The sequence below is a fragment of the Gardnerella vaginalis 1500E genome, from assembly GCF_000263595.1.
Taxonomy (GTDB): domain Bacteria; phylum Actinomycetota; class Actinomycetes; order Actinomycetales; family Bifidobacteriaceae; genus Bifidobacterium; species Bifidobacterium vaginale_E.
This window is the reverse complement of record NZ_ADES01000007.1, coordinates 1-14,974: the sequence shown is the minus strand read 5'-3', so window position 1 is coordinate 14,974 and position 14,974 is coordinate 1. Positions and strand designations below refer to the sequence as shown.

At 43.0% G+C, this 14,974-nt stretch carries 12 protein-coding genes; 11 read left to right on the top strand and 1 reads right to left on the bottom strand.

Features of this window, described 5'->3' with window-relative positions; translation table 11 throughout:
• Positions 1-30: 30 nt before the first annotated feature.
• The 7 genes from CGSMWGV1500E_RS04020 to CGSMWGV1500E_RS04050 all read left to right on the top strand — a co-directional run bounded on the left by CGSMWGV1500E_RS04020 (position 31) and on the right by CGSMWGV1500E_RS04050 (position 7,927).
• Positions 31-1,134: an MraY family glycosyltransferase gene (locus tag CGSMWGV1500E_RS04020; RefSeq protein ID WP_004127445.1), complete on the top strand. Its 1,104-nt coding sequence runs from the start codon at positions 31-33 to the stop codon at positions 1,132-1,134.
• Between the two features lie 51 nt (positions 1,135-1,185).
• Positions 1,186-2,730, top strand: coding sequence for an IMP dehydrogenase (guaB, locus tag CGSMWGV1500E_RS04025; protein WP_004127441.1), 1,545 nt, complete (start codon positions 1,186-1,188; stop codon positions 2,728-2,730).
• A 217-nt stretch (positions 2,731-2,947) separates the two neighbouring features.
• Positions 2,948-3,187, top strand: a complete 240-nt coding sequence (locus tag CGSMWGV1500E_RS04030) for a hypothetical protein (RefSeq protein ID WP_004127439.1) — start codon at positions 2,948-2,950, stop codon at positions 3,185-3,187.
• Positions 3,188-3,323: 136 nt separating this feature from the next.
• The gene (locus CGSMWGV1500E_RS04035; protein ID WP_230455180.1) at positions 3,324-3,575 is read left to right on the top strand and encodes a hypothetical protein; all 252 of its coding nucleotides are present in this window, start codon (positions 3,324-3,326) and stop codon (positions 3,573-3,575) included.
• Between the two features lie 71 nt (positions 3,576-3,646).
• Positions 3,647-4,354, top strand: a complete 708-nt coding sequence (gene orn, locus CGSMWGV1500E_RS04040) for an oligoribonuclease (protein WP_004107431.1) — start codon at positions 3,647-3,649, stop codon at positions 4,352-4,354.
• Positions 4,355-4,411: 57 nt separating this feature from the next.
• Positions 4,412-5,869 carry a PIF1 family DEAD/DEAH box helicase gene (locus CGSMWGV1500E_RS04045; RefSeq protein WP_004127431.1) on the top strand — a complete coding sequence of 486 codons (1,458 nt, stop codon included), beginning with the start codon at positions 4,412-4,414 and terminating at the stop codon, positions 5,867-5,869.
• A gap of 225 nt (positions 5,870-6,094) precedes the next feature.
• The gene (locus CGSMWGV1500E_RS04050; protein ID WP_004127428.1) at positions 6,095-7,927 is read left to right on the top strand and encodes a proline--tRNA ligase; all 1,833 of its coding nucleotides are present in this window, start codon (positions 6,095-6,097) and stop codon (positions 7,925-7,927) included.
• A 101-nt stretch (positions 7,928-8,028) separates the two neighbouring features.
• Here the strand turns inward: CGSMWGV1500E_RS04050 and CGSMWGV1500E_RS04055 are convergent, their stop codons facing one another.
• Positions 8,029-8,514, bottom strand: a complete 486-nt coding sequence (locus tag CGSMWGV1500E_RS04055) for a single-stranded DNA-binding protein (protein WP_004127425.1) — start codon at positions 8,512-8,514, stop codon at positions 8,029-8,031.
• Between the two features lie 314 nt (positions 8,515-8,828).
• Between CGSMWGV1500E_RS04055 and CGSMWGV1500E_RS04060 the strand changes: the two genes are divergently transcribed.
• From CGSMWGV1500E_RS04060 to cas2, 4 genes are all read left to right on the top strand, one after another.
• Positions 8,829-9,947: a CAP domain-containing protein gene (locus CGSMWGV1500E_RS04060; RefSeq protein WP_004127422.1), complete on the top strand. Its 1,119-nt coding sequence runs from the start codon at positions 8,829-8,831 to the stop codon at positions 9,945-9,947.
• A 106-nt stretch (positions 9,948-10,053) separates the two neighbouring features.
• Positions 10,054-13,614, top strand: a complete 3,561-nt coding sequence (gene cas9, locus CGSMWGV1500E_RS04065; protein WP_004127419.1) for a type II CRISPR RNA-guided endonuclease Cas9 — start codon at positions 10,054-10,056, stop codon at positions 13,612-13,614.
• A 7-nt stretch (positions 13,615-13,621) separates the two neighbouring features.
• Entirely contained in the window at positions 13,622-14,530 is a 909-nt protein-coding gene (gene cas1 / locus CGSMWGV1500E_RS04070; protein WP_004127416.1) for a type II CRISPR-associated endonuclease Cas1, read from the top strand.
• The gene (gene cas2, locus CGSMWGV1500E_RS04075; protein WP_004127413.1) at positions 14,527-14,859 is read left to right on the top strand and encodes a CRISPR-associated endonuclease Cas2; all 333 of its coding nucleotides are present in this window, start codon (positions 14,527-14,529) and stop codon (positions 14,857-14,859) included. The genes cas1 and cas2 overlap by 4 nt, the downstream gene beginning before the upstream one ends.
• The last annotated feature ends 115 nt before the right edge of the window (positions 14,860-14,974 follow it).

The window sequence follows — 14,974 nt, the reverse complement described above, 5'->3', positions numbered from 1 at the left end:
GAATATCAAAATAGCAGAAAGACATAGCCGATGAGGGTATACCTATTTATTGCAGCAATTGCAGGTGGAGCAACGTGGCTGATTACGCCGCTTGTGCGACATCTTGCGATTCAAGTGGGAGCCGTCGGCAAAGTTCGCGCGCGCGACGTTCACACTATTCCGACTCCTCGAATGGGCGGGGTGGGTATGCTTTTTGGATTCGCAGTCGCCATGGCTTTCGCAAGCTCAATGCCGTTTATTTCCGGTCTTTTTGCTGGCACGCATCAGCCGTGGGTGGTGCTCGCCGGCGCTGTTATGATATGCCTGCTTGGGGTATGCGACGACATTTGGGATTTAGACTGGATGCTAAAGCTCGCCGGCCAGCTGCTTATAGCCGTGTTCGTTGCGTGGGGAGGGTTGCAAATCGTAACTTTGCCGCTCGGCTCTCTCGTAACAGCATCGCCAAGCGTATCAATCGCAATAACTGCCATACTTATCGTAGCCTCAATTAACGCAGTAAATTTCGTAGACGGACTAGACGGCTTGGCTTCCGGAATCGTCGCAATCGGCGGAATCGCCTTCGCAACCTACTCTTACATGCTTGCGCGCACGTCGCCATCCTACGCATCAATGGCAACTCTTATTGACGTTGCAATGGTGGGAATGTGTGTCGGCTTCATTTTGCACAACTGGCATCCTGCGAAACTTTTTATGGGTGACTCGGGCTCTATGCTAATCGGCTACTTAATTACGTGCGCGTCAATTATTATGACCGGCCATTTGGATCCTTCCGCCGTGCACACGAGTATTTATTTGCCTGTATTTATGCCGATTTTGCTGCCGATTCTTGTGCTGTTCATGCCGGTTCTAGACATGTGCCTTGCAATTACTCGGCGTGTTGCTAAAGGCCAGTCGCCAATGCATCCGGATCGCATGCACTTGCATCACCGCATGTTGCGCATTGGACATTCTGTGCAGGGTGCTGTGCTGATTTTGTGGGGATGGGCGGCGCTGATTGCGTTCGGCTCTATTATGATTCTGTTCTTTAAAGCTGTGTACGTTTTGATTGGCATGATTATTGCTGCTGCGCTGCTTTCGTTGCTAACAATGCTTCCGTACTTGCGTCGTCGCCTGCCTGAACTTCGCAATTCGTAGAGTTTTGTGCGGAGTTTCGCAAACGTCATAGCAAAAACGTATAGTAACTCTATGGCTACAACTGATATTAACGCGGAATCCGTGTATGCCCCTGTTCCTCCAGTTTTTGCGAAGCTTGGTCTCGCTTATGACGATGTCCTTTTGCTTCCAAACGAAACTGATGTTATTCCGTCCGAAGTGGACACTTCCACTCATCTGACTCGCGAAATTACCATGAAAGTACCGACTATTTCGGCAGCTATGGATACTGTTACCGAGTCCGATATGGCTATTGCTATGGCGCGTAATGGTGGCATTGGCGTACTTCACCGCAATCTTTCTATTGATGATCAGGCTGCGCAAGTTGATATTGTTAAGCGCAGCGAGTCGGGTATGATTACCGACCCTCTTACAGTTCACCCAGATGCAACGCTCGCAGATTTAGATAAATTGTGCGGGCGTTTCCATATTTCGGGCTTGCCGGTAGTAGATAGCGAAAATCATTTAGTTGGTATTATTACCAACCGCGATATGCGCTTCATTGCTTCCGAAGACTACGATCGCTTGAAAGTTAAGGACGTGATGACGCGTGAAAATCTCGTCACTGGTCCTTCTGATATTTCTAAGGATGATGCTCACTGCTTGCTTGCGGAAAACAAAGTTGAAAAGCTGCCTTTGGTTGATGCCGAAGGTAAGCTTACAGGCTTGATTACTGTTAAGGACTTTGTGAAGACTGAGCAGTATCCGGATGCTACTAAGGATGACCAGGGTCGCTTGCGCGTGGCTGCTGGAATTGGCTTCCTTGGGGATGCTTGGCAGCGTGCGTGCGCTCTTATGGAAGCTGGAGTTGACGTGCTTGTGGTTGATACCGCAAACGGCGAGGCTCGCTTGGCTCTCGACATGATTCGCAGAATTAAGGCAGATAAAGCTTTCGACGGCGTGCAGATTATTGGCGGAAATATTGCAACTCGCCAGGGTGCGCAAGCTATGATTGATGCCGGCGTTGACGCTGTAAAGGTTGGCGTTGGTCCAGGCTCTATTTGCACTACACGCGTTGTTGCAGGCGTTGGAGTGCCTCAGCTTACCGCAGTTTACGACGCGGCTCAGGCTTGCAAGGCTGCTGGCGTTCCATGCATTGCAGATGGTGGTATTCACTATTCTGGCGATATTGCTAAGGCTTTGGTTGCTGGCGCTGACACTGTTATGCTCGGTGGCACTTTGGCTGGTTGCGAGGAAGCTCCTGGTGAAAAGGTTCTTCTTCACGGCAAGCAGTACAAGCTTTATCGCGGCATGGGCTCGCTTGGTGCAATGGCTCCTCGTGGTAAGAAGTCTTATTCGAAGGATCGTTACTTCCAGGCAGACGTTACAAGCTCCGACAAGGTGGTTCCAGAAGGCGTTGAGGGCGAAGTTCCATATCGCGGTCCGCTCAACGCTGTGCTTTACCAGTTGCTTGGTGGCTTGCACCAGTCCATGTTCTACGTTGGTGCGCACAATATTAAGGAAATGCAAGAACGCGGCCGCTTTATTCGCATTACGGATGCAGGTCTTCGCGAATCGCATCCTCACGATATTGTGATGACTGCAGAAGCTCCAAACTACAGCGGTTTCCACAACTAAATCGCAAGTTGTGCGAGTTGCGCGCTATGTATGCGACTAAGTCGCGTATAAATCGTGTATAAGTCGTGTATAAGTCGCATATAATTTTGCATTAAACGGCGAAAAGTTAGCTAAGTCTTATTTGCTACTTTCTAACTTTTCGTCGTTTTTGTTTTGACAAGACGGATAAAATTATTATATAGTTAGTGGGATATCCCACCAAAAATGAGGTGATTTTGTGGAAGTAGTGAAAGATTATGACGTGCGTCTTGATAGTAAAAAGCGTGTAACTTTGCGTGGTGCTAAATACCCTTATTACAATGTTAAAGAATGCGATAATGGTTGTATTTTATTAGAGCCTCGCGAGCTTACTATTCCAAAGAGTATATCTTCTAGAACTCTTAAAAGTATGGATGAAGCAATTCGCAATTTTAATATTGGCAAAGTTTCTGAACCAGTTGATCTTTCTGACTTCTAGGAGTAAGTAAATGAACTTCAATATTAGAATGGGTATTCCAGAGATGTCTAATATGTGGGAGAGATTGCGGAAAGAGTTTCTAGAAGGCAGTATAAGTAAAAAAGATCTTTCTCTTTATAAGAAATGGGGAAAATCTATGAAACTCTTATCTGAAAATCCAAGGCATCCAGGATTGCATACTCATGATATTGAAGAATTGACAAATAGATATGGCGTTAGAGTCTGGCAATCATACTTGGAGAATAAAACAAGTAGTGCAATGCGAATGTATTGGGTTTATGGTCCAGATCATATGTCAATAACTATTATCGGTTTGGAACCTCACCCTGAAGATAAGAAAAATGGGGCATATTCTAGAATTTCGCTTTCTGATATGCCAGAGATGTGATTTTAGCGGTTAATAGTCGGTGGGAAGATGTAGGCTGATGAGTTCTAAAAAATATTAGGAAAGGAACGAAAATGGCTGAAGCTAAGGAAGATCTTACGTTTACGCCGGAAGAATCGCGTTTAATTTGGATTGATTGCGAGATGACGGGTCTTGATATTTTCCACGACGAATTATGCGAAGTATCTGTAGTTCCAACTGATTTTAATTTGAAAGTTTTAGACGACGGAATTGATTTAGTGATTAAGCCGAGCGATGCTGCTGTGGCTCATATGAACGATTTCGTGCGCAATATGCACACTTCTTCTGGACTTGTTGACGAGTGGAATAAGAACGGTTTGCCTTTGGAAGAAGCGCAAAAGCAGGTAGTTGAGTACGTAAAGCGCTTCCTGCCGGCTCGCGGAAAAGCTCATCTTGCTGGAAACTCAGTTGGTTCTGACAAAAAGTTCCTCGACCGTTACATGCCAGATTTAATGGCAAATTTGCATTACCGCGTAATAGATGTAAGCACGTTGAAGGAAATTTCGCGCAGACTTTATCCGGACGTTTACCGCAATAAGCCGGCAAAACATGGCGGTCACCGTGCGCTCGCGGATATTATTGAGTCGATTGATGAGCTTCGTTACTACCGTGACATGATGTTTGTGCCAGCTCCAGGCCCAAGTGAGTCTCAAGCAAAAGCTGGCGCGCAGCATATTGAAAGCACGAGCTTGCTTCGTGACTACGAGCGTCGCGGAGAAGCATTAGAAGACGTAAATTCTGCAGAAAAGCGCGACTACTAAATACAACGCTACTATTAAATAAAGCGCGACTACTAAACGCAATAAAAGGTACTGCCAATGAAGCAATCCGAAGCTCTAACCATAATCAACGCTGGTGCAAGCGCGTTCATTACCGGCGCTCCGGGTGCAGGTAAAACCTACGTATTAAACGAAGCTATTCGCGAAATGCGAAAGAACGGTTTAAGCGTGGCTGTAACGGCTTCTACCGGAATCGCAGCAACTCATTTAAACGGTCAAACCATTCACTCTTGGAGTGGAGTTGGAGTTGCAAACGCACTTACGGATACGCTTCTTAAAACCATTAGAGCTAGGCGAGGAAAGCGCATAAAAGCCACGGATGTGCTCGTGCTGGACGAAGTTTCAATGATACACGCGTGGCTTTTCGATATGGTTGACGAAGTATGCCGTAAAGTGCGCAAAAATCCCGCTCCTTTCGGCGGGCTTCAAGTAGTTATTTCGGGCGACTTCTTCCAGCTGCCTCCTGTTAGCACTTCTATGCGAAATCGTGACGTGTTCGAGCCGAGCCCGGAGTTTATTTCGTCGCGCGAAAAGTATGCTGCAGCTGGAAAAAATCCGGAAGGCTATATTACGGAATCTTTCGCCTGGGATGCTTTGAAACCTGTTGTGTGCTATTTAACTGAGCAACATCGTCAAGACGACGGTAAGTTACTTGATGTTTTAACAGATATTCGTAGCGGTCTAGTAAGTGACGACGATAAGCAAGTGTTGGCCAGCCGTCTTGGCGAATATCCTCAAGATGACGAAGTTGCAGTACATCTTTTCCCAACGAACGCGCAAGCAGATGGTTTAAATAATATGCAGCTTGCGGAAATTAATGCTGAGCCTCACGAATTCGTAGCAACGCAAGCTGGACCTAAAAATCTTGTAGAGCGCTTAAAGAAGAACATGCTTGCTCCGGAGCGTTTAGTTTTGAAGGCTGGAGCTGCTGTGATGGCGTTGCGTAACGACCAAGATAAGCAGTACGTAAACGGCTCGGTTGGGCGCGTGTTGCGTTTTGCGCCTGAATCTAAGGGTGGATGGCCGATTGTTGAGTTTGAAAACGGCAATATTGTAACTCTTAAGCCTGCTGCGTGGGAGATGACGGACGGCGAAACTGTACTTGCTAGCGTAAATCAAGTGCCTCTTCGTTGCGCGTGGGGAATTACGATTCATAAGTCGCAAGGTATGACGCTTGATAGTGCCGTTATGGATTTGCGTAGAACTTTCGCTCCCGGAATGGGTTATGTTGCGCTTTCTCGCGTGGAAAATCTGCAAGGTCTTTACTTAGAGGGCATTAATGATCGCGCGTTTAGTGTTTCGTCGGATGCTGTGCTGTTGGACGGATCTTTGCGCGATGCTTCAAAGCGTGCGAGTGAGCTGCTTGCTAGCGATGGTGCTTCTGTGTTTGTTGCTAAAAACGCATACGGTGATTTCGCGGATCAGCAGGAGTTTAGTCTTTTTGAAAATTCCGGCAATGATGTTACGGACGAGTTTTCTTTCGGCGACGAGTTTTAGTGCGATTTTTTGTGGAACATTTGCCGGGGAATTCTCCGGCGTTTGTTGCTGCAGTGGCTGTTTTTTGGAACATTTGCCGGAAATTTACCTGGCTTTTGTAGCTGAATTTGCGTATTTGGGAAACATTTGCCGGAGTTTTAACTGGGTTTTTGTCGCTGCTTTGGCTTGTTTGTTGATGCATGTAAACAAGTGTTTATGTCCTCATGCGCAAATAGATTGGAACGCATGAATTCCAATGTACTTCGTATGTCTCAGCTGTTCCTTCGTACGCTGCGCGAGGATCCTGCAGACGCGGACGTGACTTCCGCAAAACTTATGCAGCGCGCAGGCTATATTCGTAAATCCGCTCCAGGCGTGTGGACTTGGCTGCCGCTCGGGCTTAAGGTTTTGAACAAAGTTCAGGCAATTATTCGCGACGAAATCAACGGTATTGGTGCGCAGGAAGTTCATTTCCCAGCGCTTCTTCCACGTGAGCCTTACGAGGCTACAAACCGTTGGGAAGAGTACGGCGACAACATCTTCCGCCTTAAGGATCGCCATGAGGCTGACTATCTTCTTGCTCCAACGCACGAAGAAGTCTTTACGCTTCTTGTTAAGGATATGTATTCTTCTTACAAGGATTTGCCTGTTACTTTGTATCAGATTCAAACTAAGTATCGTGACGAGTTCCGTCCGCGCGCTGGCCTTATTCGCGGCCGCGAGTTTATTATGCAAGACGCTTACTCGTTCTCGATTGACGAAGATGGTTTGAAGTCTGCTTACGTTGAAGAGCGCGCTGCTTACGCTCGCATTTTCGACCGTTTGGGCATTAAATATGTGATTGTTCACGCTGTTTCCGGTCCAATGGGTGGTTCTGATTCCGAAGAATTCTTGGCTCCAATGCCAATTGGCGAAGATACTTTTGCGCTCGCGCCTTCCGGAAAAGCTTGGAATGTTGAGGCTCTTACCACTCCAGAAATGCCAGATGTTGACTACTCTGCAACTCCTGCTATGGAGACTCTTGATACTCCAGATGCTAAGACGATTGAAGCTTTGGTTAAAGTTTCTAACGATTTGCATCCGCGTAAAGACGGCCGCGAATGGCAGGCAAGTGACACTTTGAAGAACTTGATTATTGCCGTTAAGCATCCGGCTGATGCTGAGGGTGGCGAGCATGATGAGCCATGGCGTGAAATCGTGGCTATTGGTATTCCAGGGGACCGCCAGGTAGATATGAAGCGTCTCGAAGCCCAGTTTGCTCCTGCAGAAATTGAAGAAGCAACCGAAGATGATTTAAAGTCTCATCCTGAGTTTGTTAAGGGCTACATTGGCTTTAGCGTATTAGGTCCTCAAGCTCTAAAAGAGGGTAGTGGAATTGCAAATCCTGTTCGCTACTTGATGGATGCTCACGTTGCAAAGGGAAGCGCTTGGATTACTGGAGCTGACGAAGAAGGAAAGCACGTTTATAACGCTGTTTACGGCCGCGATTTTGAAGCGGACGGCGTTGTTGAAGCGGCACAAGTTCGCGACGGCGATATGAGCCCAGATGGTTCCGGTCCATTGAGCTTCGAACGCGGTGTGGAAATCGGCCAGGTGTTCCAGCTTGGCTTAAAGTATTCTAAGGCTTTGGGCTTAAGCGTTCTTAACGAAAACGGTAAAGCTGTACCAGTTTGGATGGGCTGCTACGGTATTGGCGTTAGCCGCGTGATTGCATGCTTGGCAGAAACGCATCACGATGACGCTGGTTTAGCATGGCCTATGGCAATTGCTCCAGCTCAAGTTCACGTTGTTGCAACAGGCAAAGATCAGGTTGCTTTCGATGCTGCTGAGAAGGTTGTTGAAGAGCTTAGTAAGCAGGGAATTGAAGTAATCTTCGACGACCGTCCAAAGGTTTCTCCAGGCGTAAAGTTTAAGGATGCGGAGCTTGTTGGCGTACCGCTGATTGCTGTTGCCGGTCGCGATACCGTGAACAACGGCACGATTGAAATCCGCGATCGCAACGGATCGAATGTTGAAGCGGTCCCAGTTGACGAGGCTGCAAGCCGCATTGTAGAGCGCGTAAACGCTTTGCTTAAGTAACGGCCTGTTTTACAATTTGCCGCCAGGAATACTACTACTACTACTACTATTCTTGGCGGCATTATTGTTTATCGTGGTGCGCGAGGTATTATTTACTTTCTTTAGATATCAGCATCACCTCCATATTCGTCGTCCGTGCTGTCTGAGTGAGAGTCAGTACGTTCTATTTTTTCGTTTTGTGACTGATTGCTGTCTTTCGTCTGCCCATTTTTAGCAGTTTCAGCGTTTCTTTTTGTAAATTGAGTAGTTCCGCGATTCAAATCGTGCCCAATAGTAGAAGCTTCCAAAATTACGCGATTATAATCGTTTCCATCTTTCGTCCAGCTTTCTGTACTCAAGTTGCCGTATACAACGATTGCATCACCTTTATGCACGCTTTTTAGTACGTTTGAAGCCAAGGTTCTATACGCTTTCACAGTCATCCAAGTAGTTGGACGCTCATGCCATTGTTGCTCGTCGTTACGGTAATATGATTGCGTGCTCGCAATTCGTAGTGAACAAGCAGGAGAATTTTCGCTGCGCCCAAAGCTTACAGGCTCAGCTCCTACGTATCCACTAATAGTCACGGTCGACTGTTGTTGTGCCATATTTCATAGTCCTTTCACAAATTGGACTGCAGCCATTTCAGCCCCGAAATACAGAGCCATCATTGCCTCTGAGCTTCGCAGCCACGAGGAAATGCCGCAGTAATAACACTATGAACTTTGCGCAACAACTTTGCCAGCAAATTCTTCTATTGTGGTTAAAACCTAGCTTTTATCCACAATGTAATTAATCTCTTGACTGCAGCAAAATACGTAGTAAATGCTCCGCAATTATCTGCACATGCGTAATAATTCCTTATTTCAGGGTAGTATTGAGCAAACGTATTGAAAGTATTGAATGCAGTGAAGAGATATTTATGGTGGAAAGTAATCAGCAATATGCGAAGCATAAATCTAATATGCGCAGTTGGGTTAGTATCCTTGTTGTTTCGGCTGTATGCCTAACTGTGTGCGCAATATCGCAAAATTTTGCTGACTTTACTTTAGAAAATTCTAATGCGTATCATCAGGCATATCGTAACGAATATAATCACGAATATCATCACGAATATCATCAGAATCCAATAATTCAAACAACTAATTCTGCTTCTGCTGCATCTTTTATTCAGTCAAGTAATGTAGCGCATTACGTTCTTTCTTCTATTCGAAATGCAAGATCTAGGCTTTATGATGACCGAAGCACGTATTTTAATGGCGTTCCTTTGCAAGATTACGTTAGCCGTTACGGTCTTACCAAAGAAGCGTATGTTAATAATATTCAGTACGATTCTGCAAATGAAGAGGATGCGTTCCGTCGCGCGCAAGAAACTGCTCAGCATGGGCAGTTTGGCCATTTTGGCCCAGATGGTGTGAGTGAGCCTGATTACACTGGTCGAAAAGCGTGGGGTGAAAATTTAAGTTGGGGTGTGGATCTTGCTGGCTCTATGCAATTGTGGATTCAAGATGAAGAGTCGGCTTTGCGCGCAACTGGTGGAAGTTTTAACGAAGATAATGGTCATTTGTATCAGATTTTGAATCCTAGCAATATTTCTTTCGGCTACGGAGAGGCTTCGGGTGGCCCTTATGGTGTTGTTGGAGCATTGACACTGTCGGAATATAACGGTGATATTGATTATCCGGATGGTAAGATTGGTTCAGAATCTCCCGAAGAGCAAAAGAAGCGTGCTGAAGAGGAGAGAAAGAAGAAGGAAGAGCAGAAGCGTAAAGATGAGGAAGCTAAGAAGAAAAAAGCTTTAGCTAAAAAGAAGCATGTGAAGCATAAGCATCATAAAAAGTTAGCGGAAGCTATGAAGAAAAATGTTTCAACGAATAAATTTATTGTGATTATTTCTGTGATTTTAAGCGTGCTGGTTTTGTGCGCAATTGCAGTGGTGGCTTGGATTTTCTTAAAACGAAGGCTGATTTCTAAAAATAGTTTGCACGTGACGCATATTGCGCGTAGCAAAACAAGTCTACATTTAGAGCAACGCCGTTAGTTTGGCATTCTCGTGATTAAGCTCATTCTATGTTATAGATATTTATTACATGAAAATTTATAGATAGTTATTTTATTTATACAAATAATTGCTTATGATTCTGTATATGGAAGGTAATATTTCTTATGCTATCGGCATTGACGTCGGTTTAAATTCAGTAGGTCTTGCTGCGATTCGTTTGGATAATAATGGTGAACCTATAAGAATACTTAAAGCAATGAGTGTTATTCATGATGCTGGTATTGATCCAAATGGGGCAAAAGAATCTGATACGCGTAAAGCAATTTCTGGTGTCGCGCGGCGTGTGCGCAGGTTGTATCGTCAGCGCAGACGTCGTTTGCAGAAACTTGATTTTCTACTGCATTCATTGGGTTTTCCTGTTGTTGAAAACAAGGATTTAGATTTTTCTGATTCGTTTATTCCATGGATTTTTCGTGCAAAACTTGCTGATGAATATATTGCGGATGAAAAACAACGTAAACAAATGTTAAGCGTTGCAATTCGTCACATTGCTCGACATCGTGGTTGGCGCAATCCTTATCAGTCAATAAAATCAATGACGCAAGAGACTGAGTATTCTGAATTTTACAATGAGTTGTTAAAAAATATTGAAAAATTTGCGCCAGGAGTAGGTTGTGAAGGTTCTACGCCTGCGCAATTAGTGCGTGATTATCTTTTATTGCAACAAGGTAAAGCCTCGCGTCGTTTACGTATAACTACAGACGAGAAAAGGAAAAATCATCCCAACTCATTAAATCCTATTTTACCACGTAAGCTAATGCAAAGTGATAACATGCTTGAGATTCTCAATATTTTCAATGTGCAACATATTGATGACAAGTATGTTAGAGAGCAGATTATTAATGCTGTTTTTTATGCTAAATCTCCGCGTGGCTCTGCAGAAAATCGTGTTGGCAAGGATGCTATAACAGGAAAAGGTAAGCGTGCACTAAAGGCATCGTTAGCGTTTCAGAAATATCGAATCATATCTACTATTTCTAATCTTCGCATAAGAGAAAATTCAAAAGAACGTTGTTTAACAATAGAAGAAAAGCAAAGTGTTTATAAATTATTAACAACTTCGACTGATGAGTCTTCAAAAGAGAAAAGCGCTGAAGCGCCATTATATACTTGGATTGATGTAGCTGATTGCCTCGGAATTGAACGCTATAAGTTACGTGGAGTAGGATCACAAATAGGAGATGGAGAATCTGTTGGTAATCGTCCGCCAATGTTGAATAGTGAGTTAGCTATTATTTATGCAAATAATAAATCTTTAGGGAAATCGTTGCTGACTTGGTGGTTAGATGCTAATCGTACGCAAGAAGATAAAGAAGCTCTTATTGAGATATTGAGCAACACTGTAGACATAGAAGCAATTCATGATAATCCTGAATATCAAGATAAGTACGGTTCAGCAATAGCGTTTATTGATTCAATGGATGAAACAGAAATTGCGGCATTGGAAAATATTTCATTACCTGATGGTCGTGCTGCTTATAGTTTGGAAACATTAGATAAACTCAATAAACAAATGCTTGAAACTGATGATGATTTATTTGAAGCGCGTAAAAAGTTATTTAATTTACCAAATAATTGGCGTCCATCTGAAGCTCCTATTGCAGAGCCTACAGGTAATCCTTCAGTTGATCGAGTATTAAAAATTGTGCATCGATTCCTTATAAGTGCTAAAAATCGTTGGGGCAATCCTGAACGTATTAATATTGAACATGTTCGTTCTGGATTCAAATCTAAAAAAATGGCGAATTCATATAAGGAATTATTAGATAAACGAACCAAAGGTAAAGAAAATCTTAAAGCAATGATGCGAAACTCTTTGCATTTAGGCATGAGTGATTCTATTTCAGATGCAGATATACGCCGTTATGAGGCGGTTCAACGTCAGAATGGGCAATGTTTGTATTGCGGATCTGAGATTACTTATCATACTTGTGAGCTAGACCATATTGTTCCGCGTAAGGGACCAGGTTCTACGAATACTCGTGAGAATTTAGTTGCTACTTGCTCATTGTGTAACGCGCAAAAGTGTAATACTCCTTTTTCAACTTGGTGCGAGCAGTCTACATATTGCAAGAATCATGATATTAGTGTAGATTCCGCTATTAATCGGGTTCGTGCTTTTATTTTCCCTCCTAACTCATACGACAAACGCGGTGCTAACCAATTCAAAAAAGAAGTTATAGCTCGCTTGAAACAAAAGGTTGGTGATGAAGCGTTCGATAATCGTTCTATTGAATCGGTTGCATGGATGGCAAACGAATTGCATCGTAGAATTGATTGGTATTATAATTCGCAGAATTATCAAACAAACAATGGTATTTCCGATATAACTAATAAAGCTCAAACGAATGTTGGAGTTTATGCTGGATCGCTTACTGCTATAGCAAGAAGAATGTCTGGAATTGACGGAAAACTAGAGTTCTTTGATGGTAGAAGAAAAACTCGTTTTGATAGACGACATCATGCAGTTGATGCATCAGTAATTGCAATGATGACTCCAGGAATAGCTCAAATACTTGCAATTAAATGCAATCTGCGTGAAACACAGTTATTGCAAGGTAATAAAGTGGTTCCCGGTGGTATTGATTGGAAAGAATATCCAACGGCGAATGATCAAGGATATCAGCAATATGCTAATTGGTCTGTTCGTATGAATGCGTTATTGAAACTTCTTAATGAAGAAATGAGAGCTGATCGTATTGCTGTGGTTAATTCTATTCGTTTGAGATACAATAATTCTTCTGTTCACCAATATAAGGTAAATGCATTATTGAAGTTGCATGTCGGTGATGAAATCGACAGTGGAACAATCCGACGTTCTTCTACTCCTGCACTTTATTGTGCTTTGACAAGGAATCCTGATTATGATGTAAACAATGGTCTTCCTGAAAATCCAAATAGAGCTATCCTGTTGCATGATAAGAAGTTAAATGCTGATGATTCGATTACTTTTTTCAAAGCACAAGCAGTGCAGCTTTTCGTACGAGAAGGTTCTGCAGAGATTGGTAGTTCTACCCACCATCTACGTATTTATGAATACTTTAAAAAGTTGAAAAGTGGAAAAATTAAAAAATCTTATGGAATGATTCGTGTATTTCAAAATGATTTGCATAGACATATTCATGAAGATTTATTCTCGTGTGATTTGCCTGAGCAGTCTATCTCAATGAGATATGCTGATACGGAAGTCGCTCATGCTGTGCAAACAGGTAATTCTAATTATCTCGGATATCTTGTGCCTGGCGATGAGATTATCGTTGATTTTAGTCATGTTAAATTATCAGGAAATATAGGTACATTTGTAGAATTCCTAAACAAAATAGGTGCAAATTGTGCAGCATATAACCATTGGGTGGTTGTGGGTACAGACACTGAAAAAGTTCTGATACTTAAACCATCGATGATTTCTTCTGAAGGAATTGACAAGTTGTATTCGAATTGCAAGCGCAATAACTTCGATTATTCTTCTTATGAAAAATCTATTAATGAGATTCTAGTTGGTAAAGGTTGGCGTGTTTCGGTTAATGTATTGGCCAAGTATAACGCAGAAACTATTCGACGTAATGCGTTAGGTGAAGTGCGTTGGACATCGCGTTCTCATTTACCTATTTCTTGGAGTTGGAATACTGGAGAAAATAGAGAATAGAGGAATTATGCAGAACGCTTGGCGTGTGATTGATTGCACTAATTTACAAGGTGAATTACGGTATATTCGCGGTAGGATTTTAGTGTGTGATCACGCATTAGAGCAGAAAGTTGAAATTCCTCTAGCAGAAACTGCAATATTGCTTATTGGTTTGCATTGTAATTGTTCTGCAGGTCTTCTTCATCAGTGTGCTGAATATGGTACTTGTGTAATGACCTGTGATTGGCGATGCGTTCCTGTCAGTGCTATGCATTCGTGGGCCAATGTTCCTACGAGAATTACCGTCCGTCAATTGTCGCAGGCAACAATGAGTGCGCCTCGAAGAAAAGCAGCGTGGGCTCAGATTGTTCGCGCGAAAATACGTGGACAAGCGGCTTGCCTTGATTTATTAAATAAAGAGGGAGGTGGATTATTACGAGGACTATCTAATACTGTTCGTTCTGGAGATGTAACGAATAGGGAAGGCCAAGCTGCTCGTGAATATTGGAAACGTATTTTTCCTGAAGAAGAAGATTTTCATCGTAAACCTGGGTCTGGTCAAGATAGGAATGCTTTACTTGATTACGCTTATATGGTGTTACGTGGTTTTTCCATTCGTGCAGTTTTATCTGCTGGTCTTAATCCAACAATGGGCATGAATCATCATAATGGCACTAATTATTTCTGCTTAGCAGATGACATAATTGAACCATTTAGACCAGCTGTTGATTACGCTGTTTCAAAATTATCATTCTCAGATACTACGAATGATAAGGCAGTTAAGAAGTATTTGATCGACAGTGTTAATCAACAGTTTAATGGTTCTGGACATACGATTCCTAGTGCCTTATCTGATTTAGCTCAATCATATGGCATTTATGTGGAAAAAGACGTGGAAGAATTTCAAGTACCACAATTCGTAAGGAGTGGATTATGAAAGTCGATGAGGACAGTGGTGGCATGTGGTGTTTAGTAATGTTTGATTTACCAGTGAAAACAAAAGTGGAGCGTCATGCTGCAACTGTATTTCGCAATATGCTGCTTGATATGGGATATGCAATGGTGCAATTTTCTGTATATGTTCGTTATAGTCCCACTCAAACAGGAAATAGAACTTCAGTAAAAATAATTAAGGATAATCTTCCGCCGCGTGGATCTATACGCATTTTACATGTCAGTGATCATCAATGGTCATCTGCGCAACGTTATTACAATGCCAGGCAAGAAAAGAAAGAAGAAACCCCAGATGTCGCTATGCTTTTTTAATCGTAAAAAGCTTTATAATAGTTGAAATTCTACCATTCTTGACGATATACCAATTATATCAAGAATGGTAGAAGCTAATTTTCAACGCTGATACAAAGATATCAATAATCCAAAC

Coding starts and splice junctions, on each gene's coding strand:
- CGSMWGV1500E_RS04020 (WP_004127445.1), top strand. CDS start 31: ATGAGGGTATACCTATTTATTGCAGCAATTGCAGGTGGAGCAACGTGG.
- guaB (WP_004127441.1), top strand. CDS start 1,186: ATGGCTACAACTGATATTAACGCGGAATCCGTGTATGCCCCTGTTCCT.
- CGSMWGV1500E_RS04035 (WP_230455180.1), top strand. CDS start 3,324: ATGAAACTCTTATCTGAAAATCCAAGGCATCCAGGATTGCATACTCAT.
- orn (WP_004107431.1), top strand. CDS start 3,647: ATGGCTGAAGCTAAGGAAGATCTTACGTTTACGCCGGAAGAATCGCGT.
- CGSMWGV1500E_RS04045 (WP_004127431.1), top strand. CDS start 4,412: ATGAAGCAATCCGAAGCTCTAACCATAATCAACGCTGGTGCAAGCGCG.
- CGSMWGV1500E_RS04050 (WP_004127428.1), top strand. CDS start 6,095: ATGAATTCCAATGTACTTCGTATGTCTCAGCTGTTCCTTCGTACGCTG.
- CGSMWGV1500E_RS04055 (WP_004127425.1), bottom strand. CDS start 8,514: ATGGCACAACAACAGTCGACCGTGACTATTAGTGGATACGTAGGAGCT.
- CGSMWGV1500E_RS04060 (WP_004127422.1), top strand. CDS start 8,829: ATGGTGGAAAGTAATCAGCAATATGCGAAGCATAAATCTAATATGCGC.
- cas9 (WP_004127419.1), top strand. CDS start 10,054: ATGGAAGGTAATATTTCTTATGCTATCGGCATTGACGTCGGTTTAAAT.
- cas1 (WP_004127416.1), top strand. CDS start 13,622: ATGCAGAACGCTTGGCGTGTGATTGATTGCACTAATTTACAAGGTGAA.
- cas2 (WP_004127413.1), top strand. CDS start 14,527: ATGAAAGTCGATGAGGACAGTGGTGGCATGTGGTGTTTAGTAATGTTT.